At 71.0% G+C, this 25,117-nt stretch carries 19 protein-coding genes and 2 pseudogenes; 13 read left to right on the top strand and 8 right to left on the bottom strand.

The features are described from left to right. Nucleotides 1-54 precede the first annotated feature (54 nt). On the top strand, nucleotides 55-2,454 hold the full coding sequence (locus IPT68_RS01310; RefSeq protein WP_189697561.1) for a glycoside hydrolase family 65 protein: 2,400 nt from the start codon (nucleotides 55-57) through the stop codon (nucleotides 2,452-2,454). A gap of 469 nt (nucleotides 2,455-2,923) precedes the next feature. Next, complete coding sequence (locus IPT68_RS01305) at nucleotides 2,924-5,611, top strand: cation-translocating P-type ATPase (protein ID WP_228040155.1); 2,688 nt, start codon at nucleotides 2,924-2,926, stop codon at nucleotides 5,609-5,611. 277 nt (nucleotides 5,612-5,888) lie between these two features. Here the strand turns inward: IPT68_RS01305 and fdhF are convergent, their stop codons facing one another. The 4 genes from fdhF to IPT68_RS01285 form a co-directional block, all read right to left on the bottom strand. Next, nucleotides 5,889-8,576 carry a formate dehydrogenase subunit alpha gene (gene fdhF, locus IPT68_RS01300; protein WP_189697562.1) on the bottom strand — a complete coding sequence of 896 codons (2,688 nt, stop codon included), beginning with the start codon at nucleotides 8,574-8,576 and terminating at the stop codon, nucleotides 5,889-5,891. Further along, on the bottom strand, nucleotides 8,573-10,258 hold the full coding sequence (locus tag IPT68_RS01295; protein ID WP_189697563.1) for an NAD(P)H-dependent oxidoreductase subunit E: 1,686 nt from the start codon (nucleotides 10,256-10,258) through the stop codon (nucleotides 8,573-8,575). Before IPT68_RS01295 ends, fdhF begins: the two co-directional genes overlap by 4 nt. Nucleotides 10,259-10,748: 490 nt before the next feature. After that, nucleotides 10,749-11,276: a DUF6448 family protein gene (locus tag IPT68_RS01290; RefSeq protein ID WP_189697564.1), complete on the bottom strand. Its 528-nt coding sequence runs from the start codon at nucleotides 11,274-11,276 to the stop codon at nucleotides 10,749-10,751. Nucleotides 11,277-11,605: 329 nt separating this feature from the next. Beyond that, a complete protein-coding gene (locus IPT68_RS01285) occupies nucleotides 11,606-11,863 on the bottom strand; it encodes an SHOCT domain-containing protein (protein WP_189697565.1) in 258 nt (85 codons plus the stop codon). Nucleotides 11,864-12,821: 958 nt separating this feature from the next. Here IPT68_RS01285 and IPT68_RS01280 point away from each other — a divergent pair. From IPT68_RS01280 to IPT68_RS01265, 4 genes are all read left to right on the top strand, one after another. Continuing rightward, a complete protein-coding gene (locus tag IPT68_RS01280) occupies nucleotides 12,822-12,929 on the top strand; it encodes a keywimysin-related RiPP (RefSeq protein ID WP_110635242.1) in 108 nt (35 codons plus the stop codon). Between the two features lie 133 nt (nucleotides 12,930-13,062). Beyond that, the gene (locus IPT68_RS01275; protein ID WP_189697566.1) at nucleotides 13,063-14,934 is read left to right on the top strand and encodes an asparagine synthase; all 1,872 of its coding nucleotides are present in this window, start codon (nucleotides 13,063-13,065) and stop codon (nucleotides 14,932-14,934) included. Next, nucleotides 14,931-15,188: a lasso peptide biosynthesis PqqD family chaperone gene (locus IPT68_RS01270; protein ID WP_228040153.1), complete on the top strand. Its 258-nt coding sequence runs from the start codon at nucleotides 14,931-14,933 to the stop codon at nucleotides 15,186-15,188. Before IPT68_RS01275 ends, IPT68_RS01270 begins: the two co-directional genes overlap by 4 nt. 113 nt (nucleotides 15,189-15,301) lie before the next feature. After that, the gene (locus IPT68_RS01265; protein ID WP_189697567.1) at nucleotides 15,302-15,718 is read left to right on the top strand and encodes a lasso peptide biosynthesis B2 protein; all 417 of its coding nucleotides are present in this window, start codon (nucleotides 15,302-15,304) and stop codon (nucleotides 15,716-15,718) included. Nucleotides 15,719-15,789: 71 nt separating this feature from the next. Here the strand turns inward: IPT68_RS01265 and IPT68_RS01260 are convergent, their stop codons facing one another. Further along, complete coding sequence (locus tag IPT68_RS01260; RefSeq protein WP_189697568.1) at nucleotides 15,790-16,227, bottom strand: GNAT family N-acetyltransferase; 438 nt, start codon at nucleotides 16,225-16,227, stop codon at nucleotides 15,790-15,792. 309 nt (nucleotides 16,228-16,536) lie between these two features. Between IPT68_RS01260 and IPT68_RS01255 the strand changes: the two genes are divergently transcribed. The 4 genes and pseudogenes from IPT68_RS01255 to IPT68_RS01240 all read left to right on the top strand — a co-directional run bounded on the left by IPT68_RS01255 (nucleotide 16,537) and on the right by IPT68_RS01240 (nucleotide 19,409). Beyond that, nucleotides 16,537-16,938 carry a cytidine deaminase family protein gene (locus IPT68_RS01255; protein WP_189697729.1) on the top strand — a complete coding sequence of 134 codons (402 nt, stop codon included), beginning with the start codon at nucleotides 16,537-16,539 and terminating at the stop codon, nucleotides 16,936-16,938. 141 nt (nucleotides 16,939-17,079) lie between these two features. Then, nucleotides 17,080-17,268: pseudogene (locus IPT68_RS01250) on the top strand (NF041680 family putative transposase); the annotation flags it as partial. 245 nt (nucleotides 17,269-17,513) lie between these two features. Then, nucleotides 17,514-18,455 (top strand): aminoglycoside phosphotransferase family protein, encoded by a 942-nt coding sequence (locus IPT68_RS01245; protein ID WP_189697569.1) that lies wholly within the window; start codon nucleotides 17,514-17,516, stop codon nucleotides 18,453-18,455. 495 nt (nucleotides 18,456-18,950) lie between these two features. After that, on the top strand, nucleotides 18,951-19,409 hold the full coding sequence (locus IPT68_RS01240; protein WP_189697570.1) for an HIT family protein: 459 nt from the start codon (nucleotides 18,951-18,953) through the stop codon (nucleotides 19,407-19,409). A 313-nt stretch (nucleotides 19,410-19,722) separates the two neighbouring features. On the opposite strand, the gene IPT68_RS01235 is transcribed toward IPT68_RS01240, so the two are convergent. From IPT68_RS01235 to IPT68_RS01225, 3 genes are all read right to left on the bottom strand, one after another. Further along, nucleotides 19,723-20,610 (bottom strand): GNAT family N-acetyltransferase, encoded by an 888-nt coding sequence (locus IPT68_RS01235; protein ID WP_189697571.1) that lies wholly within the window; start codon nucleotides 20,608-20,610, stop codon nucleotides 19,723-19,725. A gap of 175 nt (nucleotides 20,611-20,785) precedes the next feature. Continuing rightward, a complete protein-coding gene (locus IPT68_RS01230; RefSeq protein WP_189697572.1) occupies nucleotides 20,786-21,220 on the bottom strand; it encodes a hypothetical protein in 435 nt (144 codons plus the stop codon). Nucleotides 21,221-21,575: 355 nt separating this feature from the next. Then, nucleotides 21,576-22,193, bottom strand: a complete 618-nt coding sequence (locus tag IPT68_RS01225; RefSeq protein WP_189697573.1) for a hypothetical protein — start codon at nucleotides 22,191-22,193, stop codon at nucleotides 21,576-21,578. Between the two features lie 606 nt (nucleotides 22,194-22,799). On the opposite strand from IPT68_RS01225, the gene IPT68_RS01220 reads away from it, so the two are divergent. The 3 genes and pseudogenes from IPT68_RS01220 to IPT68_RS33700 all read left to right on the top strand — a co-directional run. Further along, nucleotides 22,800-23,669: a universal stress protein gene (locus tag IPT68_RS01220; protein WP_189697574.1), complete on the top strand. Its 870-nt coding sequence runs from the start codon at nucleotides 22,800-22,802 to the stop codon at nucleotides 23,667-23,669. Nucleotides 23,670-23,744: 75 nt separating this feature from the next. Continuing rightward, complete coding sequence (locus IPT68_RS01215) at nucleotides 23,745-24,599, top strand: DMT family transporter (RefSeq protein ID WP_189697575.1); 855 nt, start codon at nucleotides 23,745-23,747, stop codon at nucleotides 24,597-24,599. Between the two features lie 227 nt (nucleotides 24,600-24,826). After that, nucleotides 24,827-25,109 (top strand): annotated as a pseudogene (locus tag IPT68_RS33700) (CoA-binding protein); the annotation flags it as partial. Nucleotides 25,110-25,117: the final 8 nt, after the last annotated feature.

The raw sequence follows: 25,117 nt of genomic DNA, 5'->3' as shown, positions 1-25,117 counted from the left end.
ACGCGCGTCTCGTGCTCCTGCACAGCTTGTGAAGGGAGAAGGAGAGGGTGGCGGATGTCGGAGTGGACCTGGGAGTACGAGGGCTACGACCCGGCCGATGAGCGGCTGCGCGAGTCGTTGTGCACACTCGGGAACGGCTACTTCGCCACCCGTGGCGCCATACCCGAGAGCAGGGCGGGGCTGGTGCACTACCCGGCCACTTACGCGGCCGGCGTCTACAACCGTCTGGAGTCCACCGTGGCGGGGCGGCGGGTGGTGAACGAGGACCTGGTGAACCTCCCGAACTGGCTGCTTCTGCGGTTCCGACTCCGCTTTGCCGACGGATCGACGGGCCCGTGGTTCTCTCCCGACACGCGGCAGCCGCTCGACCACCGGCACACTCTGGACCTGCGCCGCGCAACGCTGACACGCACGTTCCGCTTTCGGGACGACGAGGCAGGGGTGCTGAGTGTGGAACAGGTCCGGCTGGTGCACATGGGGGATCCGCACCTGGCCGCGCTGCGGACCGTTGTCACGGCCGAGGAGTGGTCCGGGGGGCTTGAGGTGGAGTCCGTGCTCGACGGCGACGTGATCAACAGCAACGTTCACCGTTACCGGTCTCTCAACCGGCGCCACCTGGTCCGTGTGCGGACCGGGGCGTTCGCGACCGACGTGCTGTGGCTGAGTTGCCGTACCAGTACCTCCGACATCGGCATCGGCATGGCGGCCCGTACGGCCTGCGTCGGGCAGCCGCCCACGTCGTCGGAGCTTCGTCCGTCTCAGCGCCGTGCCGTACACCGGCTCGTGATACCGGTCGCCCCGGGCCGCCCCGCCGTCGTGGACAAGACCGTGGCCCTGCACACCTCCCGTGACACGGCGATCAGTGATCCGCTCGGCGCGGCGCTCGACCAGGTGGCCACGGCTGCGGGCTTCCCGGCGCTCGTGGACTCCCATGTCGCAGCCTGGGCGAGGTTGTGGCGGGGCGCGGACGTCCAAGTGCCCGGGGAGGCGGGCCGTGTCCTGCGCCTGCATCTGTTCCATGTGCTGCAGACGTTGTCGCCGCACACCGCGGACCTGGACGTGGGCGTGCCGGCCCGGGGGCTGCACGGCGAGGCGTACCGGGGTCATGTCTTCTGGGACGAGTTGTTCGTGCTGTCGTATCTGAACCTGCGTCTCCCGGAGGTCTCGCGGGCCCTGCTCAACTACCGTCACCGGCGCCTGCCGCAGGCATGCCGCGCCGCTCGCGCGGCGGGCCGTGCCGGGGCGATGTACCCATGGCAGTCCGGTAGCGACGGCCGTGAAGAGACTCAGGAGCTGCACCTCAACCCCCGTTCGGGCCGGTGGCTCCCGGACAACTCCCGGCTCCAGCACCACGTCGGCTCGGCGATCGCCTACAACGTGTGGCAGTACTGCGAAGCAAGCGGTGACACCGAGTACCTGCACACCAAGGGCGCGGAGATGCTGTTGCAGATAGCCCGCTTCTGGGCGGACAGCGCGGAGTTCGCTCCGGGCCTCGGTCGATACCGCATCCGTGGCGTGGTCGGCCCCGACGAATATCACGACAGCTACCCCGCCGCCGCCCAGCCGGGCCTGGACGACAACGCGTACACCAACGTCACCGCCGTCTGGGTACTCGCTCGCGCCCTGGATCTGGTGCGGCGCCTCCCGGCATGGCGCCGGCAGGAGTTGTTCGAACGCATCGAGCTGGACAGCGGCGAACTCCCGAAGTGGGAGGAGGTCTCCCGGCGGCTGCGGGTGCCGTTCCACCAGGGCGTCATCAGCCAGTTCGACGGCTACGGCGACCTCGCCGAGCTGGACTGGGACGCATACCGCACCCACTACGACAGCATCCGGCGACTGGACCGCATCCTCGAGGCCGAGGGCGACTCCGTGAACCGCTACCAGGCCTCCAAACAGGCCGACGTCCTGATGCTCGGCTACCTTTTCTCTTCCACCGAGCTGCGGGCCCTTTTTCACCGTCTCGGGTACGACGTGGACGACGAGGTCTGGCGCAGGACCGTCGACTACTACCTGCAACGCACCAGCCACGGCTCCACCCTCAGCGGACTCGTCCACGGACTCGTCCTCGCCCGGGCCAGACGAGCCGAGGCATGGAGTTACGTCCACGAGGCTCTGGAGGCGGACATCGCCGACATCCAGGGCGGCACCACCGGAGAGGGCATCCACCTCGGCGCCATGGCCGGGACCCTGGACCTGGTGCAGCGCGGCCTGACGGGACTGGAGACGCGTGAGGACGCCCTCTGGCTGGACCCGGTGCCCCTTCCCGCACTGTCGGAGTACGGGTTCTCCCTGCGCTACCGCGGCCACTGGGGTGTCGGCGTACGGCGTCGGAGCGGACAGCTGGAGATCCGGGTGCCCGACTCGGAGGAGTCACCGATCCGCGTGGTGCTGGCCGACCGGGCCGTGACCGTCGCGCCCGGAGAGACCTGCACGCTCGTGCTGCCGGAGAGCTGACGTACGCAGACGGGTGGGGAGACCTCGGCGTCCGCGGCGGGATCCGCCGGACGGGCCACGGGTTCCCAAGGAGGGGTTGGACCCACGATGGCGGTCTGAGCCGTCTCGTCATGACGAGGCCTACCACGTCCACGACGGAAGGACCACGCGTCGCCGGCGGCGACGGTCGGCTACGCCGCCGACCAGCGTTTTGCTCCGGCCGGTGGCGCGGCGACGGTCTTGCATCGCCAGGATCGTCCACACGACGAGTGGTCGGTCGTGCCGGTCGGCGTCAGTGGTGGCACCCTGACAAGCGGACACCGGTGTTCGGGGACGGCGGTTCCCTGCATGACGGGAGTTGGTGAATGGCACACAGCGAACAAGCCGGTCCTGTCGCCGCCGCTCTGGTACGCCCCTGCGTCCTCGCGGTGTGCGGCAACGACCTTCTGGCAGTGCGTGGCGCAGGCGCGTACAGAACTGAGCCGGGCGTGTGAGCGAGCAGCGGGGCGACCGGGATTTCGATGCGGGCACCGACGCACCCCCTACGACATGGTCCGCATCTTCCGCGGGGGGTCTGTCGTCGCCCGAGGCCGCGCGTCGACTGACGCTTCACGGGCCGAACGCGATCCCGGCAGAGCCGCGTGCCCCCGTATGGCGACGGGTGCTGCAGCAGTTGCGCGACCCGCTGATCCTGGTGCTGCTGGTGGCCGCCGCCTTGACGATCGCCACCGGTGATCTCTCCGATGCCGCCGTGATTCTGCTCGTCATCACGGTGAACACCGCGGTCGGCGTCGTTCAGGAGGTACGAGCCGAACAGGCGGTGATGGCCCTGTCCGCCATGAGTGCGCCCACCGCCAGAGTCGTACGGGACGGCGAGGAACGCTCCCTCGCGGCTGCCGAGGTGGTGCCCGGCGATCTGGTCCTCGTGGCCGAGGGCGACATCGTGCCCGCCGACGGGGACGTACTGACCGCGGCCTTGCTGCTGGCGGACGAGTCCTCGCTGACGGGGGAGTCCGTTCCGGTGGAGAAGGCCCCAGACAGCGACCCGTCGCACGGCACGATGTCGGCGGGCACGGTTGTCGTCCGCGGCCACGGACGCGTCATGATCACCGCCACGGGAACCGACAGCGCGCTCGGCCGGATCGCAACCCTGATGGGTGCCGCACCCGGTCCGACCCCGCTGCAGCGCCGGCTGGCGGGATTCGGCCGGGTCCTGGCAGCCGCGATCGTGGCACTGTGCGCTGTGGTTCTGGCCCTCGGGCTGGTGCGCGGACAGCCCGTGGAACTGATGATCGTGGCGGCGATCAGCCTCGCGGTCGCCGCCGTACCGGAGTCCCTGCCCGCCGTCGTCACGCTCGCCCTCGCCCTGGGGGCACGGCGGATGGCGGACCGGCACGCCATCGTCCGCAGACTGCCCGCGGTGGAGACCCTGGGCTCCGTCACGGTGATCGCCACCGACAAGACCGGCACCCTGACCGAGGGCCGAATGGCAGCCGAACGGCTGTGGACGCCGCGCGGGCAGGCCACGGTCCTGGGCACCGGATACGAGCCCCATGGCCGGGTCGTCCGCGACGGGCGGACGGTCACGGCGAACGACGCACCCGACCTGGCGGCACTGCTGCGCGTCGCGATGCTGTGCAACGACGCCGCGCTGGAGCCACCGCCGTACGGCTCGACGGAGTGGCGCGCGCTGGGTGACCCGACGGAGGCCGCGCTGCTGGCGGCAGGGGCCAGGCTCGGACTGGACCGGGCGGCGCTGGACCGCGAACTGCCGCGCGTCGAGGAGATCCCGTTCGACAGCGGCCGCAAGCGCATGACGACCGTCCACCGCCGGCCGGACGGCGCAGTGCGGGTCGCCTGCAAGGGCGCGCCGGAGTCCGTGCTCCGACCGCAGGTCCTGGCCGAGGGCCCGGAGCTGCTTGCCGGGGCGGCGGCGCGGGCGGAGGCACTGGCACGTGACGGATACCGGGTGCTCGCCGTCGCGTCGGCCGACCGCGAGGAAGCATGGGAACCGGCCGGCACATGGGAGTCGGGCCTGTCGCTGCTCGGCCTCGTCGGCATCCTCGACCCGCCCCGCGCCGCATCCGAGCCGACGATCGCCGCCTGCAAACGCGCGGGTATCGTCCCTGTACTCATCACCGGCGACCATCCGCTGACCGCCCGGGCCGTGGCCGAGCGACTCGGCATTGCCTCCCGGGAGGACGAGGTCACCACCGGGCAACGGATCCGGGAGGGAACGGCGGGCGAGCTGACCGGCGTACGAATCTACGCGCGGACCACTCCCGAGCAGAAGCTGGACATCGTCGAGGCATGGCGCGGGGCCGGGCAGGTGGTGGCGATGACGGGTGACGGGGTCAACGACGGCCCGGCCCTGCGCCGGGCCGACATCGGTGTCGCCATGGGGCGGCGCGGCACCGAAGTGGCCCGCCAGGCCGCCGACCTGGTGCTCGCCGACGACAACCCGGCCACCATCATGTCGGCCGTCGAAGAGGGACGCCGGGTCTACGCAAACGTGCGCCGGTTCCTGCTCTACGCGCTCGCCGGAGGCACCGCGGAGATCCTCGTGATGCTCCTCGGACCCTTCCTGGGGATGCCGCTGCCCCTGCTGCCCGCACAGATCCTGTGGATCAACCTGCTCACGCACGGCCTGCCCGGTGTCGCGCTCGGTGCGGAGCCCGTCGCCCCGGACGCGATGCGCCATCCGCCCCGGCCCCCCGAGGAGAGCGTGCTGGGCGCCGGCCTGTGGCCGCGCATTCTGCTCATGGGCGCCTTCGTCGCCACTGTGACCCTGGTGGCCGGCGTGTGGGCCAGGGAGACGGGCCGCCCCTGGCAGTCCATGATCTTCCTGGTCCTCGGCGCGACGCAGCTGGGCGTTGCCTTGGGCTCCCGCGCCCGTCCGGGAAGCCTGGCCAACCCGTTCCTGCTGGTTGCCGTGGGTGTGGCCCTGGGCCTTCAGGCGGCCGGCGTCTATCTGCCCCCTCTCCGGGACCTGCTGGGCACAGAGCTGCTGTCGCTCGGGGACCTGGCGATCGCCTGCGCGTTGTCCGGTCTCGGCCATGTGGTCATGCGTGTGCAGGCACGGCTGTGGCCGGAGCGGCGGCCGCGCGGCGCCTCGGCGGGAGGCGGCGATCCCGGTGGTCGGCGTTCCCGCTCCGCCCGGGTGCAGCGTCCTGGCTGAGCCGGGTCTTCCCGCACTGAGACGGCCACGTCGACGGATTGAGGGTCACCTCACGCAGCGCCGGGAAGCCTCTCCAGGGCGCGGATGGTGCCGGCGTCGGCCCCAGACCGATACGGAGCGCCGCCGCTGCCGGAAAGTGGGTGAGAGGCAAGGGCGGCCGTGACGGGTCTCGTGGGACGAGGCTCCGGCTGCTGCGGCGTGTGACTTTGCGGTGAGGGCCGGCGGAAGGACGGAGGCGGCGGCCACGCAGGAGACGGGCAACCCCCGTCTGCCCCCATTACGGCACGGCCACGCGGACCGCCGTGACCTTGTACTCGGGACAGGAGGTGACGGTATCCGCGACGTCCGAGGTGAGGCGGTTCACTCCGCTCGCGGGGAAGTGGAAGGAGCAGAAGACCTGGCCGGGGGTGGTCTGGTCACCGACACGAGCGATGAGCCGGGCTCGGCCGTGCCGGCTCTCCACCGTTACCTGCTCGCCATCGCGCAGGTCGTACCGGCCGGCGTCGTCGGGGTGGAGGTCCAGGAAGTCAACCGGGTCGAGCGCGAGGTTGTCGCCCCGCCGCGTCATGCTTCCGGAGTTGTAGTGAGCCCAGCGCCGCCCGGTGATCAGGACCAGCGGATAGTCGTCGTCGGGCCGTTCACCCGGGGGGAGGTACGGGGCGGCGGCCAGGTGGGCCCGCCCGTCCGGTGTGGCGAAGCGCTCGGTGTACAGCTTGGCTTCTCCCGGCCGGTCGGGGGACGTGCAGGGCCATGGGACGGAGCCCTCGCGGTCCAGTCGGTCGTGGGAGAGCCCGGCGAAGACAGGCGCGAGCCGGCCACACTCGGCAAGGGCGTCGGCGGGAGTCGCGCAGACCAGGCCGACTCCCATGGCCTCGGCGACGGCCCGAAGGGTGTCGAAGTCGGTGCGGGCCTGTCCGGGTGGGGGCACGGCGGGGCGGACGCGCTGGAACCGGCGGTCGAAGTTGACGAAGGTCCCGTCCTTCTCCAGCCAGGAAGCCACCGGCAGTACGACGTCGGCGTGCTGGGCCGTCTCGGACAGGAACAGTTCGTTGCACACGACGAGCGGGCACGCGTCCAGGGCGTGGACGACCCGGTTCGCGTCGGGGTCGGTGGCGCAGACGTCCTCGCCGATGACCCACAGCGCTCGCAGATCGCCGGCTCGTGCGGCGGCGAACATGTCCGGGATCCGCAGGCCGGGCCGCCCTGGGACTGGTACGCCCCAGACGCCCTCGGCCCGCATGCGGACGGCCGGGTCGGTCACCTTGCCGTATCCGGGCAGGACATCCGGCAGAGCGCCCATGTCGGAGGCACCCTGGACGTTGTTCTGGCCACGCAGCGGGTTGACCCCGTGTCCCCGGTCGGTGCCCACGGCGCCGCACAGGATCGCCAGGTTGGCCAGGGACCGTACGCCGTCGGTGCCGTGGAGGTGCTCGGTCACACCCAGGCCGTAGACGATGGCCGGATGATCCGCGCTGCCGTAGAGGCGGGCGGCGGTGACCAGGTCAGGGGCCGGCACGCCGGTGAGGTCCGCGACCCGGTCCGGCGGGTAGTCGGCCAGCAGTTCGGTCAGCTCCGGCAGTCCGGTGGCGCGTTCGCGCAGGAACGCCTCGTCGGTCAGCCCTTCGGCGAGCAGGACATGGGCGAGCCCGTGGAAGAGCGCCACGTTGGTGCCGGGACGCGGACGCAGATGCACGTCGGCGTGCAGGGCGAGACCCACGGCACGCGGGTCGGCGACGACCAGCCTGGCGCCGCGGAGGACCCGCCTCAGCAGCCGTGCTCCGACCACCGGGTGGGCCTCGACGGGATTGGCTCCGACCACCAGCAGGCAGTCGGCCCGCTCCACGTCGTCGAAGGTGTCGGTGCCGCCGGAGAGCCCGAAGGAAGCGGTGAGGCCGGCGGCGGAGGGGGAGTGGCACAGGCGGGAGCAGTTGTCGACGTTGTTGGTTCCGATGACGACCCGCATGAACTTCTGTACGAGGTAGTTCTCCTCGTTGGTGGCACGGGCCGAGGAGATCGCCGCCACGGAGTCCGGGCCGCCGGCATCGACGGCGGCCCGCAGCCCTCGGGCGACGTGCGCCAGTGCCTCGTCCCAGCCGACCGGCTCCAGCACGCCGTCGCGTCGCAGCAGCGGCCGGGTGAGCCGTTCCGGTGAGGTGCGGAATCCGTGGCAGAAGCGACCCTTCACGCACGCGTGGCCGCGATTGACCGGGCCGTCCGGGGCGGGCAGCACCGCCGTGACCTCACCGTCGTGTGCGATCACGTCGAGGGTGCAGCCCACGCCGCAGTAGCCGCAGGTGGTGCGCGTCCGGGCCTTCACGGGGTGGAACGCCGAGGTGAGTCCCCGCGCCGGTCCGGGCTGGGTGATCGCCCCCGTGGGGCAGGTGTCCACGCAGCCGCCGCAGGCCACGCAGTCCGACTCGGCCCAGGGGCCGCCGGTGCCGGGCGCGACGACGGTGTCGCCGCCTCTGCCGACCAGGGTGAGGGCGAAGGTGCCCTGCAACTCCGAGCACATTCGCACGCACCGGCCGCAGGCGATGCACAGGTCCCGGTCCAAGTGGACGTACGGGTGGGACTCGTCCGCGCCCTGTCCTCCGGCACCCTGCGCCGCCTCGGGGCCGATGCCCATCGACCGGCAGACATGGGCCAGTTCGCTGGGACTGTCGTCGGCGAGGGCCCGGGGCGGCAGTGCGGAGACGATGACCTCCACCGCGTCCCGGCGCAGCCGCACGACCTCGTCGCTCCTGGTGTCCACGCGCATGCCGGGGGAGGCCGGAGTGACACAGGCCGCCGCGATGCGTCCCTCGGCCCGTACGAGACACGTACGGCATGACCCGGCGGGACTGAGCCGGTCGTCGGAGCACAGTGCGGGCAGCTCGATCCCGGCTGCCCGCACCGCCGTGAGCACTGACGACGCCTCGGGCACCTCGACGCCGGTGCCGTCGACCTCGATCGTGACGGCGTTCATGGCTCCCATCCCGCCAGTCGGTCCCCGTAGGCGCGGGCAAGGCTGTGCACGGCGGGCGGGATCCGCCGTCCGAAGGCGCACAGGCTCGCCTCGGTGAGGAGTCGCGACAGCCGTTCCCACTCCTGACCCGGCGGGGCATCGGCGGATGCCAGCTCCAGGCCGCGGCGCGAGCCGACGCGGCAGGGTGAGCACGCGCCGCAGCTCTCGGCCGCGGCGAACTCCCATACGTGACGAAGCACTTCCTCCGGAGCCACCCGCTCGTCGAAGGCGACGAGACCGGCGTGGCCCAGAGCGGCGCCTCGGGCCGACAGCCCTGACTCCGACAGCGGTACGTCCAGCGCGTCGGCAGCGAGGAAGCCGCCCAGCGGCCCGCCGACCTGGAGAGCCGCCGGCTCGGCGCCGTCCTTCAGACCGCCTCCCAGCTCGGTGACGATGTGCCGAACCGGCGTGCCGAGCTCGACCTCGTAGCAACCGGGCCGTGCGAATCGCTCCGAGAGACAGACCAGCTTGGTCCCCGTCTCGTCGGACGTGCCACGCCGGGCGTACGCCCGGCCGCCGTGCCGGACGATCCAGGGGACGGCCGCCAGGGTCTCCACATTGTTGACGACGGTCGGCGCGTTCCACAGCCCACGCTCGGTCGGGTACGGCGGACGGGGCCGGGCGCACCCGCGACCGCCCTCCAGCCCTCCGATCAGCGCGGTCTCCTCACCGGCGACGTAGGAGCCGGCGCCCTCGACGACATGGATGTCCAAAGAGGTGGCCGTCCCGCGCACCGACGCTCCGAGACACCCGGCGGTGTACGCCTGGCGCACCGCTTCCCTCATCCGTGCCAGAGCTGCCGGGTATTCGGAGCGCACCAGCACCACTCCCTCACGGGCCCCGCACGCGAAACAGGCCAGGGCCAGACCCTCCAGCACGCGCCCCGGGTCGGCCTCCATCAGCAGCCTGTCGGCGTAAGAACCCGGATCCCCTTCGTCGCCGTTGGCGACGACCACGGTCCCGGGTGCGCGGCCGGCCGCCTCCCACTTCGCCGCCACGCGGAATCCGGCGCCGCCCCGCCCACGCAGCCCGGACGCCGCCACCTCCCGGTGCACCTCGTCCGCCGTGGCCGACGACACCGTCCTCGACCACACCTGCCACGCCGGCTCACCGGAGAGCACACCACCGAGCAGGACCGGGTCACCGGTGTCGTCGGCCACCGGGATCTCCGGCGCCCGCGGTGGCTCCCGCCCGGCGAGCTGAGCGGGGAGGGACGCGCCGGTGCAGGGTGTGTTGCCGTCAAGGGCGGCGGGCCCCGCGTAGCAGTAGCCGAGACAGCGGACGGCCTGCACTGACACGTCACCGTGCGGCGAGGCGGTGTGTTCCGCGACACCCAGCTCACGCTCCACCTCCGCGAGGTGCTCTCCGCCCGCTGCGGCGAAGCACGCCGTCGCGGTGCACACCCGGACATGGCGGTCTCCGTGCGGGGCGGCGAGGTCCGCGTAGTAACTGGCAGGTCCCAGAGCGGCGGCAGCAGGAAGCCCAAGGTGGGCGGCGACCTTCGGTGCCCAGACCTCGGGGCCGTTCCGCGTTCCAGCCCTGGCCTCGGCCAACGACTTGATCAGTTTGTCTCCCGGCCGCCCACGTCGGTCCGCCAGCGCCCGGAAGGCGTCGAAAGGCTGAGCGGATCGGACGAGGGCCATGCATTCATCGTGGAGGACGGCGCACGGGGCCGCAGCTGGGGACCTGCACGGGCCGGACATCGGCATCGAGCACCTGCTGACCGGAGCTGGGACGCCAGGACCGACGTTCCGGCCCGGGTCACGCCGGCAGTACGGCGGCAGGTTGGAAGGACAGGCCGAGCAGGCGCCGACCGTCGGACGAGAGGACCTCGCCGCGAAGCCCTGATCCGGTGCACGGCCATGGCTTCCCAGGTCGCGGACCTGCAGTCTGAGCAGGCATCGCTTCGGGCCGAGGAACCGAGGAGGAGCAACTGACCCTCGCCGCACTGCGCCTGCGGGCGAAGGTGGAAACCCGTGCACTGAACGGGGATCGGCCGGAAGTTGTGCGGGTGACCGCTCGGGGCCTTTTCCGCAGGCACGGCATCCGGTTGGCGATCGAGGAGTGGCAAGGGCACACGGCCGCGCGCCTGCGTCGGAGTCCACACGGCGGGCGGCCGAACTGTTCGTTCCCTCATGAGCGCCGGGTTGGTGCATGCGGGACGGCGATCGCCTGCTTGTACAGGTGGTGTGCCCACACCTGCAGACCGAGACAGGCCTCCACATATGCGCGGGTGGCAGCCACTCCCTCAGCGGCGTGCTCCTTGAGTGCCATGGCGTGGCCGTGATGCTCTTCCACCTGCTCACGGACGATCTCGCAGAGCATCCCGGCCAGTTCGTCCGCGGAGCCGGCGTCCAGGGCTCGCTCAGCAGCCGGGATGACCGGTCCGACGTCGAGCCCGGCCGGCTTCAGTCCCGTGAAGGGAGCGCCTTCTCCAGAGCGGTGTACGCGGACGACCGTCTCGAAAAACCAGCGGTCGGCCACTTCCTGCGCCTCCTGGCCGAGCGTCCGTGCTTTGGCGGTGAGCTCGAACGCCTCACGAACTTCTGGTTCCCCTTCTTCAGACACGTAGGGCAGGACCCGGTCGACATCCCTCTCCTCCAGGGCTCTGCGCGCGGCCGTGACGACGGGGCCGTCGAGAGAGTCACAGTGCGGTGGCATCGCCCATCACCTCCTGTTGCGGCTTACCTCCATCATCGACCCGTCATGCGCGGGAGAGGTGCAGTAGCGGGCCTCGCCCGCCGCGTGGGCGGGTATGTCTGCGGCGCGCCGTCCGCGCCGTCCGCGCAGGCGGGCCGGCGGCGGGCGGCACGGCTCGACGGTGGTGATCAGGCGGGACGTTGTGAACCCCGACCACCGATGCGTTCACGGCGGCCATGGCACTCACCCCCTCCCCCTCCCCGCGTGCATGCCGTAGTTGCGCTTGTCGTTCATCACGCGCCTCCTTCGACGGAGGGTCACGGTCACAGGCGGTGCCGCCGTGGTCAGGATCAGGTGAGAGGGCCGGCATGCAGAGCGTTCAGACGTCGCCAGTACTCCTCTTCGTCGATCTCCCCACGGGCGAACCGCTCACCGAGGATCTGCTCAGGTGTGGGTGCTGCGGGGGTGTGAGTGTGTTCGTGGGGCCGGTTGGCGGCGCGGAAGACCAGGGCAAGGGCTGTGATGATCAGCGCCCAGAACAAGACCATTCCGACCGACATCCCGAACCAGCCCCACCCGCTGACATCGTGGCCGTACCAGAACATCATCGCCACCCACCTGCTTCGGCTCGTTCCGGCGACTCGTACGGGCGCGGAGCCCGTCGTCCGGGCGGACTGCTGCCCTCGCCTCCATTGTTCCCCTGTACAGGTGACGCTCCTGGGCCGGAGGGTCCAGGACTTGTGGGCCGGTCAGCCCCTGCCTGGCACGGGTACCCCAGCGCGTGCTGGAGAGTGACCTTCCAACGGAGGCGACCATCTCGTGGGCGCCCTCGATGTCGTGGTGGTCCTGGCCGCGATGCTGTTGGTCACCGGGCTGGGCTGGTTCTTCTTCGGGCCCCGCCACGCCGGCGCCGCCCGGGTCGCGGGCGGGGTGCCGCATGGTCACCGACGACCACTGCTGCTCGGCGGCCTCACCCGGATCAGAGCCGGCCTCCGCGCCTCGCGGAAGTCGCCCTCGGCCTGCTCGACGACCACGTACGCGGCTGCGTCACCGACGCCGCCCGCGCCGATCCCCACTCCTGCAGAGGAGAAGGACGAGGAACTCACCGGGCCCTGCGCCGCATACGGGTGCCGGCTGTCTCGCAAGGGCGGTTTCTCGGCCACTGAGGCGGTGATTGCCCGTCGGGGCCGGCGGGCTGAGCGTGTGGCAGGCGCATCGTGCCAGGTGATGCCGGGGCTGTCGTGGTTCGCGTCCCCCTTGGACGCGGCGTATCGGGGCCGAAACCGCCTGCCGCTGCCCGGAGAGGGCGTCGCGGGTACCCCGTCGTGCGGGGAGTATGACTCGGCGCCGGCAATCCGTGAGTTCTGTGGCCGGTGTGACAGCAGGGCTGGTGCCGATGCGTGTCCCGGATGGCTGGCGGACCCGGTTGTGACGGAGGAACGCGCACGCCTAGCTTTGGGCACTGCCGTCGGCGCCCGCTCCTCGGGTGCGGCGCGCCGGCTGGGGCAGCAGGCGGGGCGATGCCGCTTGCATCGAAGGCACGATCATCGACGAAGGGATTTGACGATGGCTTACGAGCGTCCCACTCTCACCAAGGTCGGCGACTTCCAGAAGGTCACGGGCCTGGCCGGGACGGGCAGCCCCGACCTGCTGGGCGGCCACAGCCTGCTCTGACCTTCCCCCCCACCCGCCTCTGTTTGTCATGTACACCTAACAGGGGTCTGGTGGAGAGCGTGGGCGGCGCCGACGGCGCCGCCCACACCCCTGCCGCACATCGCCGACCGCACCCGACCGGAAGGACCCGCCCATGGTGACCGGCCCGTCGTCTCCCGCCGGGGCCTGCTGGTTCCTCGTCTTCCCGGACACCGACGCCGTCGCGCCCCTCGCCGCGCGAGCCGGCTCCCGTGGGACCCGTCGGATACCGCACCCGTCCGGTCGGCCCTGGCTGATCGGGCGCTGGCCGGACCACGCCGTGACGACGGCCGTGTGCGGACCCGCCCGGCTGGCCGTGCTCGGGCAGCACGCGGTGACCGAGGAGGAAGCGGCGCGTGCGGCCCGTACCGGATCGCTCGAGGCCGCCGACGCGTACGCGAGGAACTGGCCCGGCAGTCACCACGTGATCGCCTGCCGCGACGGAAGGACGCTGGTCCACGGCACCGTCACCGGTGTCCGCAGCGTCTTCGCCGCCAAGGCGCCCGGGGCTCACGGCGCCTGTCTCGTGTCGGACCGTGCCGACGTCCTGGCCGACCTGACGGGCGCGGACCTGGACGAGGCCCGTCTGGCCGTGCAGCTGCTCAGTCCCGCGATCCTGCACCCGCTGACCACCCAGACGGTCTGGCGCGGCGTCGACGTCGTCCCCGGCGACCAGCGCGTACTGCTCGACCGCGACGGGCACCTCCGTACGAGCCGCTGCTGGAGTCCGCCCCCGGCCGACCTGTCGCTCGCCGAAGGCGCCCGGCTGGTCCGGGAGCGGCTCGCCGGCGCGGTCACCGCACGGATCGCGGGCCGCGAACTGGTCAGTGCCGACCTGGGCGGCGTCGACTCCACCGCGGTGGTCGCCACGGCCGCCCGCGCCGGGGCCAGGACCGTCGCCTACACCGCCGCCATCCACGACGTCCTCGGCGACGACGTCGCCTACGCACGGCGCACGGTGGAGGCGCTGGAGGCGGTGGAACACCACGTGGTGCCCGCGACCGCCGTACCCCTCACCTTCGACCGCGTCGACACCCTCGACGACGGCCTCGACACCCCGTCCCCCTACGCGGTCAACCGCCACCGCCGGATGTACATCGTCGAACGGGCCGCGGAACGCGGCTCCCCGCTGCACCTGAGCGGCATGGGCGGCGACGAACTGTTCAGCGGCGCCTCGGCCCACGTCCACAACCTGCTGCCACGCCACCCCCGCACGGCCTGGCGGCTGGCCCGAGGCTTCACCTCCCGCCACCGCTGGTCCCGCCGCACGGCCCTGGCCCAGCTTCTGGACCGACGCCCGTACGGCTCCTGGCTGACGCACGTCGCGCACGACCTCACTCACCCGCAACCCGCCATGTCCGTCCCCCTGTTCACCTGGGGCACCCCGCCGCGGCTGCCCCCGTGGGCCACCCGGCGGGCCGTGGAGGCCGCGCGCGAGCTGATCCACGAGCAGGCCAAGGACGCGCGGCCGCTGAGCCCCGGCCACGGCGGGCACCGGGAGCTGGCCACCCTGCGCACCCTGGCCCGCTTCGCCCGGCACGTCCAGCAGATGTCCGAACCGCTCGGCGTCACCTTCGCCGCCCCCTACTACGACGACCTCCTCGTCGAGGCCGCCCTCGCCGTCCGCCCCCAGGACCGGGTGACTCCCTGGCGGTACAAACCGCTGATCGAGCAGGCCATGCGGGGCGTCGTCCCCGAGGCCAGCCGCCACCGGACCACCAAGGCGCACGCCGCCTTCGAGGAGGAGACCGGGCTGCGCCGCCATCGCACCGCACTGCTCGCCCTCTGGGAGGACTCCCGGCTGAGCGAACTGGGCCTCGTCGACGTGCCGGCCCTGCGCGACTGGTGCATGCGCCCGCTCGCCGCCGACCTGGAAAGCGCACTGCTGCACCCGACCGTCGGCTGCGAGGTGTGGCTGCGCACACGCGAACGTCACCGCGACCCGCTGCAGCCGACGGAAACCGACATGGGAGGTATCACGGCATGACGATGACCCTGCGCCCCGGCGTGGTGACGGCCGACACCGAGTACGGCATGGCCCTGCTCGACCAGAACAGCGGTGAGTACTACACCCTCAATCCCACGGCGGCGCTGATCGTGCGGACCCTGCTGGAGGGCACGAGCAGGCAGCAGGCGGTGACGGCGCTCACCGGCCGGTACGACGTGAGCGCCGAGCAGGTGGAGGAGGACATCACGCGCATCCTCGAGGAACTGCGCACCGCGAAGCTCCTGGCAGCCTGACCGGGCCCGCACCGCCGTCCCCCTCCCGGCCCCGTGCTCGCCCCGCCTCTTCCCGCCCGTTCCCCGCTCCTCTTCCGCCCCGGTCCCGTCCTCGTCCCGGAGGGTTTGCCGCAGTGTCCACCTCGCAAGTCGTCCCGCACGATCCCCGGTCGGTGCCCCTCGGTCCGCGGCTGGTGACCCGGCTGGCCGTCGGCTGCGCCCATCTCCTCGCCCGGCAGCCCCCCGCCCGCATCCGTACGGTGCTGCTCCGGCTGCGCAGGGGAGCCCGGCCCGCGACCGTCGCCGAGGCCGCCCGGGCCCGCCAGACGGTGCTCGCCGTCAGCCTGGCCGCCGGCGGCCAACAGGGCTGCCTGCCGCGCTCCCTGGCCACCGTGCTGTTGTGCCGACTGCGCGGCCAGTGGCCGACCTGGTGCGTCGGCGTACGCACCCAGCCGCCGTTCGCCGCGCACGCCTGGGTGGAGGCGGAAGGCGTCCTGGTCGGCGAGGGCGCGCCCGCCGACTACTTCCAGCGGTTCATCACGGTGGACTGAGCGGTGACCAACGTGGAGCCTCTGGTGGCCACAGACATGATCTTGTGGTGAGGCCTGTCCCACCAGGGGCTTCACGCCTGCCCGTGGCCGGCGCGTCGTGCGGCGAGGCCGGCTCGGAGCGCGATGAGACCTGCCGTTGTCGGTTTGAACCCGCAGGCGTCGAAGTAGAACGACCGCAGGTCGTGCTCGAAGTCCACGTGAAGCCATTCGCATCCGGCGTCGCAGGCCTGCCGGGCGGCCTCGGCGACGAGTTCGGCTCCGATCCCGGACCGGCGACGGTCTCCCGCCACCACAGTGTCGAGGATGAACGCGTGAACGCCGCCGTCCCACACGACGTTGACGAAGCCGACGAGCTCACCATTATCACGTGCACAGACCCAGCCGAGGCTGTGGCGTTGCACCCGGGTCAGCCAATCAACATTCATGGCCGGGTGATGGAAGCCCTCTGCATGCAGCGCATTGACCGCGACGTTGTCGAAGCCGCCCCGCCACTCATAGGTGATCGTCATGGCGCGAGCGTAGGCCGCCGCCCTTGCACGATCCTCCTCCGCCGGCAGGATCAGAAGTGATCACCGTTGAGACAACCTCAGTGGCCTCAAACTCCAGAATGGTGATCAACGGCTTCCCGGACCGTAGGGCTCAGTTCAACGAGGCGAGGCGAAAGACCTACTTGGCTTGACCTTTGACCTCGTGGACCGCTGTAGGCCAAGTCCTTGAGAGTCCGAGGCAGGTGCCTCCGGGGTCTGGCCTGCGGCTTGCCGCAGGAATCCAGTGGCCTTGGGGATGGGCGAGTTGGTACCTTACGCCAAGTGATCACTATGCCGAACGATGATCTGATCGCTGCCGCTCAGGCCGTGCTGAATCCGCACAGGGTGGGTGACCGGCTGTTCGGCGATGTGGGGTCCACGTTGATCACCGATGCCGGCAATCTGTACTCGGGCGTCTGTATCGACACCGGGTCGGGCACCGGGTTCTGCGCGGAGCACGCGGCCATCGCCGCCATGGTGACTGCCCGCGAGTACCGGATCGCGAAGGTGGTCGCCGTGTGGCGCAATGATGAGGGCGTCTTGCATGTCCTCCCGCCGTGCGGCCGGTGCCGGGAATTCATGCGCCAGATCGACCCGGCGAACCTCGACAGCGAAGTGGTTCTGGGCCGCCGCAGAACGGCGAGGCTCCGCGACCTGCTGCCCGCCAATGAATGGCCCGACCCACTGGACTGACCTGCGGTTGAGTCGATCTCCGGGTTGCTCTTCGAGGTCTTGCCTCGAACGGTGCCTCGAACTGATCGTCTGTTCGGGGATCTCCCGGACGTGAACACGGCCTGGGTCTGGTCCCGTGCTTCGACCAAAGAGTCACTTGGTCACGTCTGTGGCCGTCGCGGACGCTCGTCGGACCAGTTCGTGCCCGGCTGGCCCTACCCGTTCGTCGCCGCGCTGAAGTCGGGCCGGACTTCGTGGTGCCAGATCCTGGACGCGCTGCGGCCGGGGCCGGCCGACGATGTCGCCGAGGTCACCGCTGCTCAGGTCGGCCGCGTGGTCGCGGACCTCATCACTGACTTCAGCTCGTCGGGGCGACTCTTCGCGAAGCCCCTGATGGGTGTGGGTGGGCGGCTGTACCCGTGTGGTGTGAGATATGCGGATGGGGGCGGGCTGACCCCTGCGGGACGTCGGCGCCGTGAGTCGGTACCTATGCAGGCGGCCGAGTCGTACGAGCAGGAGATCGCTGTCGCGTCCAAGAGAGCACCGCACGTCGGCGTCACGAACGGCGGGTCTCTGCCCGACTATCGTGGCTGCGCATGACGCATTCCGAGATTGAGATCACCGCGGAGCTGGTCCGGGATCTGCTGCGCGACCAGCATCCGGGCCTGGCCGATCTCCCTCTGCGGCTCGGCGCGCGTGGCTGGGACAACCAGGTGTGGCGGCTCGGTGACGACCTGGCCGTCCGGCTGCCCTGGGCGACGCTGTCCGCGGACGCGCTGCTGCGCAAGGAGCACGAGTGGGTTCCGCTTCTCGCCCCGCACCTTCCCTTGCCGGTCCCCGTTCCGCAGCGCCTCAGCGAGCCCTCGGAGCGGTTCCCACGGCCTTGGATCGTCACCACCTGGGTGCCGGGCACGCCCGCCGACCGTGCCCCCGCCACGCGCCCCGCCGAGGCGGCTGACACCTTGGCCGCCTTCCTGACCGCTCTGCACCGACCCGCTCCGGAAGGGGCGCCGACCGGCCGGGACCGTGGGGGTCCGCTGGCCGACCGTGCCGAGGGCTTCGCCCAGCAGTTGGCTTCTGCCACCGAACGACGGCTGATCCGCGACCCGGACGCCGTCCGCGCCGTCTGGGAGGACGCCGTCGCCGCTCCCGACTGGTCGGGGCCGGCGCTGTGGCTTCACGGCGATCTGCATCCGGCCAACGTCCTCACCGTGGACGGCACCTTCTGCGGCGTGATCGACTTCGGTGACCTCTTCGCGGGCGATCCGGCCTGCGACCTCGCCGCCGCGTGGCTACTGCTGCCGGACGGCGCCGTCGACCGGTTCCATGCCGCATATCAGCCGGCCCCGGACCCGGCGACCCTTCGTCGTGCCCGTGGCTGGGCGGTGTTGAAGGCCCTCGCCTGCATCTTCATCGGAGAGGCAGGTGTCCACGGCCGTCCGGGCGGCAAGCGCACCTGGGGCCCACCCGCCCAAGCCGCCCTGCGACGCCTCACCGCGACGATCCACCGCTCCGAGGCCCGAGCGCCCGTGAAATGAGCGACGGCGCCGGAGAGGCGCAGGGACCGGGCGGCGAGCGTCGCATGACGGAGGCCGTCGCCGCGTCCTCGGTGTCCGGCCGCCCCGCTTCCCCCTGACCCAGGGACGCCTGCACACTCTCCACCACTCGGTCAGGGACCCGGCCGCGAGGGCTGGGGGAGACCTGACTGGTCCTCGTAGGGTCCCCCCGACGTCGAGGACGGCTCGGCATCCCGGTTCGTGACCTGGGCCGACGACCGCTCAGGGACGGCTCGCGGCGAGCGCTTCCCGGCGGCTCCCGACCACCTCCGCGTACGCCCTCGCGCGGGGCTTGGGGCGGTGGCGCTTGCCGCCACGCTGCGTGCGTCCGCAGCTCCACTGCACCAGGAAGCACGGTCCGCGGTCTGGCCAACGCCCACCGGGCAGCCGGCAGGGGGTTGCGGCCAGGTGGAGCGTGGCTCCCGGGGCCCCTGTGCGACGGGGACGAACGGCGAGCCGGTGCCGCATGCTGGTGCTATGGGATGGTTCGCCACGGACCCCACCTGCACCTTCTGCGGCATCGTCGCCGGCAGAGTGCGCGCCAGCCGTGTGTACGAGGATCCGCAGGTGCTGGCCTTCATGGACATCCACCCGGCCGCGCCCGGCGACCTTCTCGTGATTCCCACCGTGCATGCCACAGGCCTGCAGGACATCGACGAGACTTTGGCAGCTCACCTGTTCCGGGTCGTGCACCTACTGGTGCGCGGGCTGCGGCGCTCAGGGCTGCCGTGTGAGGGAGTGAACGTCTTCCTCGCCGATGGTGAGGCAGCCGATCAGACGGTCTTCCACCTTCATGTGCACGTCTTCCCCCGTACCACTGACGACCGGTTCCGTCTGGAGGTCAGGTGGCAGGAGCGGTCCCGGGCGGACCTGGACGACGACGCGGCACGGATCAGGGCGGGCCTGACGCTTCGAGGCCCTGACAGGAGCCCTTGATCATGTGAGTGTCGACTCGACCGTTCGCGCTGATGTGGTCGTGGGGGAGAGCCAGTCGCGGCCGTGACCTGTCCACCTCCGACTACGACCGGCGGTTCGAGGCCGCTCGTCAGCGACGTCGACCGGACGGCTGACCAACCGACCAGCAGCACCGCGCCGTGGTCACAGGTACGACAAACAGCGACCGTCCTGGCTGCCGCGATCAACGAGTGGCTGCGACCGAGCCCTTCGACGCGTGTGCGGTGTGAGTGACGCGGACCAGCGGCTTCGACAGTGCACCCCCGTGCCCGACCCGTTGAGGAGTTCCCTTTTCCTAACCGGCTTCCTGCGCGCTGTAGGAGAACTTGTACCCGGCGAAATCGGCGACCCGGACGTATCCGATCCGCTGGTACAGGGCGTTGCTGGTGGGGTTGGCCGGGTCGGTGAACAGGACGACGTCCGTCGCGCCCGCGGCCAGCGCGGCACGGCTCACCTCGACCGTCACGGCGCCCGCGTAGCCGTGGCCCCGGGCATGAGCCGGGGTGTAGACGGGGTCCACCCGGACCATGCCGCCGACGAGTGAGGTCGCGGCCGCCATGGAGACGGGCGTGCCGTCCGGGGTCTCCCAGAACGTGAAGTGCCGGTCGCCGAAACGCGACTCCGCCCAGGCGCCGGCGTCGATCAAGTCGATGGAAGGCTGCTCCCCGACCTCGACGCAGAATTCACGGCACCAGCGCACGACTTGTTCATGGTCTTCGCCACCCGCGGTGCGACCCTGGCCGTCTGGGCGCGGCCGCGGTGAGGTGAGCGTGCCGAGACGGTAGAGATGAGTTCGCCAGAAGAGTTCTGGCGCTGCGCCCGTGTGCTTCTGCCATGCCTCGGCGAAGGCGGTGGCGGTGTCCTGGTCTGCGATGACGTTGGAGGGGGAGTGGCCGAGGTCGGCCAGATGAGCGGCGAGGTCGTCGGCCTGCTCGCCCGAGAGTGGTGTGAGGCCCAGACGGCCACGCGGAGTGCGATAGAAGATGGCGCGGATCTCGCCTCCTGACTCCAGTCTGCCGAAGACGGGGCCTTCGGCCTCGTGCGCGTCCGCCCCGCGGGTACGCAGTCTCTCGATGTCGGTCAGCGGCGTGTTGTGCAGGGCAGGCCGAGAGCGCAGGAAGTCTCCGGCTCGGGCGAGGAAATCGTCGACGTCTTCGCTGAGTTGCCAGTCATCCGGGAGCATGCTTCATGATCCCTTGTGTACTCGACCGGGGGAAGCATGCGCTCAGAGAGGCACCATCGTCACCACTGTTCCCACCCCTTTCCGCCGCGTGAACGGAGCTACGACAAGCGCGGGCACGTCTTTCTCGGCACCGCCCTCGCGGCGGCCGTCGCCATCCGGCTCCGAACAGGTACTCCTACGCGACCCAGCAGTAGACGCCCTCGTTCCGGCGTCGGGCGCTGCCGACGAGAGCAGCCACGGCACCCACGATCGCTTCGGCGATCTCCGTATCGATGACCTCGCCGTCCTCCGCGCGCAGCTGAGCCCACGAGGCGGCGACGTCACGCAACCGGGGGTGCTCGGCGTCCGCGAGTGCCGTGGACAGGCGTGGTGAGATCGCGAAGACGATGCACCCTCCGTTGTCCTGGTCGGCGATGATGCGGGGCTCACCGGCTTCGACGAGTTCCTCGAAGCTGCCGCCGGCGAGAAGGCGTTCCCACTCGACCACGGCCTCTTCGGCATCGATGGTGCCGAACGAGAGCGACTCGAATGCCCGTTCCGGCCCTGTCTGCAGGGTCCGAGCCGCTGACGTGTCGTCCGGCGCCACGAAGAACGTGACGATGATGCTCACCCGGGCATCGTGCCCGACTGCCTACGACGACGATCGGCCGGACAGGTCCTGGCCTTCGGGCGCGCTCGTCGACGACGAAGTGCCGCCCGGCGGCCGTCGTTTCCCCGGTGAGGTGCCCGTGCGGTACTCAACCGCCGTTGACCGGTGCGGTGAGCCCACGACGTGTCGCGCCGCGGTGATGGTTGAGAGGGAGATGCCCACGCGCTTGTCGTGGCGGCGACAGCATGGCGTGGCACGACCTCGGTCCGGCCTGGGTGGATGGTGGTCGATACCGATGGGCCAACCGTGCCGGCGCCCGCGCGCTCGCGGACTCACTGGTCCCGCAGCACGTCCGGGGACGAACGCCGTCCGAGCTTCAGTCCTCGGCGCTGCCCGCAGAATCCTCCGGCGTGGCCGTGTAGAAGACAGAGCTGCCCTGCTTGGTGCGCTGAGCCTGATTCTTCGCGACGAGATTCTCCAGTGTGGTGCGCACGACCGTGGTCTTGATTCCTCGGTCGGGGTGGACCTGGCTCAGGGCCGTGGCGACTTCTGCTGCGGAACGCGGTTCGCTCTGTTCGGTCAGGTGGCGGCGGACGAGTTCGACCAGCGTGGGCTGAGCCGCCTTCGAGTCGGCGTTCTTGGTCGTGGGCTTCTTGGCCGTTGACCTCTTGGTGGCGCGCTTTGCCGTCGGCTCGTCGGCCACCGCCTCCTTCGCCTTCTTGCCAGGCGCATCAGAGGCCTTCTTCCGGGGAGAAGGCACAGTGGCGCTGTCGGCGGGTGCAGGCTCAGACGCCGTTGCGGCGATGCCGAGCGCCTGCTGCACGTTCACCAGTACGGCGTGGTCATGCTGCAGGGCCGTCAACTGCTGCTGCAGCGCGGCGATTTCCGCCGCGATGCGATCCTGCTCCTTGGCGTTGCGTTCCAGGTCGCCGGCTACTTGGTTGATGTACTGCGACGCCAATTCGGTGGCCTGAGTCGTGTTTTCAGTCGTCATGCTTCTTCTCCTCGTTCCGTGGCTGCGAAGCCCTTTTCGCCTGTGTCACCGACTCCAGAGGACGAGTTCTCCGGCAGTAGTGGTCTGGCGCAGTGATGATACGGGTGAGTAGGCCTGATTTTGTCTCATGAGCGATTCGTTTGGTCAACCCGACTCTTCCGATGAGCGGTGTGTGAGGCCTCTCCAACGAAGTCGAGAGCCGATGTCGTGCTGCCGTCCAAACCTATGTGCGGTGGGGGGCGACCAGGACTTGGAAGTTCAGGTGCCCGCATCCAGGCCGGTCGCGGCCACACCGAGGCCGTAGCAATGGCCGGCGGCCGCGGACGTACGGCGTAACCGTCGCCGCGGCGGCGTGGCTTCGCCTCACTGTGCGTGCGCACCGGCTCAACCCGACCACTGCCGCTGCCCGTGTCCACACGTCACGCAGGTGGTCGGCGTGGCAAGAGGAAGGATCGGTCCACCGGTCAGGGAGGGAGGTCCGGGCGTGGTGGTGCTCGCCGACCGGTTCGGGGCACGACCGAGCAGGGATCTGTGGCGCTGCCGTCGCGCCGCCGGGCGGTCATGATGAAACCAGGTCGTGGACGCGGCCGAAGGGAGGTCCAGACCATGTCTCGCCACCTGACCGTGGGCGTGGACGGTTCGGCCGAGAGCCTCCGTGCGGCGGAATGGGCCGCCGACGAGGCGCTGCTTCGCGGGGTGGATCTGCGCATGGTGTTCGTCGATCAGTGGTCGGGTTCCGCGCCGGGTCCGTCGGTCGCGCTGGAGCAGCATCAATGGGCGGACAAAGTGCTCGCCGACGCCGCGAGCGACGTGGCCCAGGACCGCCCCGGCATCGAGGTCGCCACGGTGCGCCAGTCCGGCCGCCCCGCATCGGTCCTGGCCGCCCAGGCGGCCGAGGCGGACATGCTGGTGCTCGGCTCGCGCGGACTCGGCCGCGTCAAGGGTTTCCTGGTCGGGTCGGTCGGCCTGGCCACGATCGGCGCCACCGACCGTCCGGTCGTGCTCGTACGGGGGGCGCAGCACCCGGACGATGAGCGACCGGACGGTCGATGGCGCCGCGACGTGGTCGTCGGGGTGGACGTCCACCATGCCTGCGACGCCCTCCTCGCGTTCGCGTTCGAGGAAGCCGCACGGCACGGATGCACCCTTCGGGCCGTGTACGGCTGGTCACTGCCGCCGGTCGTCCGCGACGCCTGCGCTCTCGCGGCGGCCGAGCGGGACATGGGCCCCGACATCGCTCGGCGCCTCGCCGACATGCTGCTGCCCTGGCGGGAGAGGTTTCCGTCGGTCGACGTCGTGGAGTGCACGCCCGTCGGCGGTCCCACCATGCGGTTGCTGCACGCGGCGGGCGATGCGGACCTCGTGGTCGTCGGCCGGCGCGCACGCAGGGCCCCGCTGGGTACGCACATAGGGTCGGTCGCCCATGCCGTGTTGCACCACTGTCCTGCGCCGGTCGCCGTCATCGCCCACGACTGACGGGTCCCACCGGCTGGTCCCGTCGTCCAGCGTGTCGGAGTCGGCCGTGTTCCTCCCTGCGGCAAAGCTCGGCTCATGAGTACGGTTGTCGCGGTGGTGGCCGCCCTGCTGGCTGCCCTGAGCTTCGGAGTCGGGTCGGTGATCCAGCAGGAGGCGGCGCAGGAGGCACCCGCGCGGGAGTCGATGCGGCTCCGGCTCGTGCTGGATCTGGGCCGCCGTCCGAGGTGGCTGGCAGGCATGATCCTGGTCGTCTCCTCCTACGCGCTGCTGGGTCTGGCGCTGGCCTTCGGTCCTTTGATCCTGGTCCAGCCGCTCGCGGCCACCGACCTCCTCTTCGCCCTGCCGCTGCTCGCGTGGCGCCGCCGAGTGGGAATGACTCGCCTGGAGGTGGCCGGGATCGCTTGCACGGCAGGCGGCGTGGCGCTGTTCCTGACGGCGCTGCCACCGTCTCCCGAGGGCTCGGCCGTTCCCGCGGCGCGTGAGTGGCTGCCCGTGATCCTTGCGATCAGCTGCGCGGTGGTGCTGCTGGCGGAGACCGGACGCCGGAGCCGTGCGCCGACGCGCACGGCCCTCTACGCGATCGGCGCGGCCTTGCTGCTGGCCCTGCTCGACAGCCTGACCAAGAGCACGGCGGGACGCTTCCGGGCCGACGGGCTCGGGGCTCTGGCCCACTGGGAGCCGTATGCGGTGGTTCTCGTCGGCCTGACGGGGCTGATCGTGGCGCAGAGCGCCTACCAGGCCGGCTCGCTGGCCATCAGTCTGCCGCTCATCGACACCCTGGAACCCATGACCGCCGTGCTGATCGGTGTGGCGGTCTTCGGCGAGCAACTCGCTTCGTCGACTGGGGCGTTGGTCGTGCAGGCGCTGGGTGCGGCCATGGCCGTGGCCGGTATCGTGCTCCTGGACAGGTCGCCGCTCGCCAGACCCTGAACGCGACTGGGCGGGCCGCCCCGGCGGTAGCCTCATGCCGTCCGCGGCCAGGGGGCGGGGACAGGTGCGACCACAGCCATTGGGTGACACCTCTCGACGCCGCCAACCCCTCTTGCGCGGCCCAGCGCCGATTGACACATCCGCCTCCTGCCCGCGGTCGGACGTCTCTTCACTGGCCGTGAGGCATTGAGCTGCCTCCGAAGGCAGCCACCACCGCGACCGGTCCGCGCGCGATCCTGCGGAACATCCACAACGGTTATTACGCCGGGCGACTGTTTGCCGTCCATCCGGAGGCCGTCGTGGTCGCCGGGGTGCACGCCTGCCGGTCCGTCGCCGACCTGCCGCACGTGCCCGACCTGTCGTGATCGCCATACCGGCCGCAGCCGTCCCCGAGGTGGCCGAAGAGTGTGGAGGGTCGGGGTGCGCGCCCTGCTCGTGGTGTCCGCGGGCCTGGACACACACCAGAGCAGCGCCCTGATGGACGCGTGCCGACACCTCGGCATGCGGCTCGGCGTGTG

Origin of the sequence: Streptomyces chromofuscus (genome assembly GCF_015160875.1) — a bacterium.
In the GTDB taxonomy this organism is placed as follows: Bacteria; Actinomycetota; Actinomycetes; order Streptomycetales; family Streptomycetaceae; genus Streptomyces; species Streptomyces chromofuscus.
The sequence above is the reverse complement of the archived record's forward strand: the minus strand, read 5'-3'. Positions and strand labels throughout refer to the sequence as shown.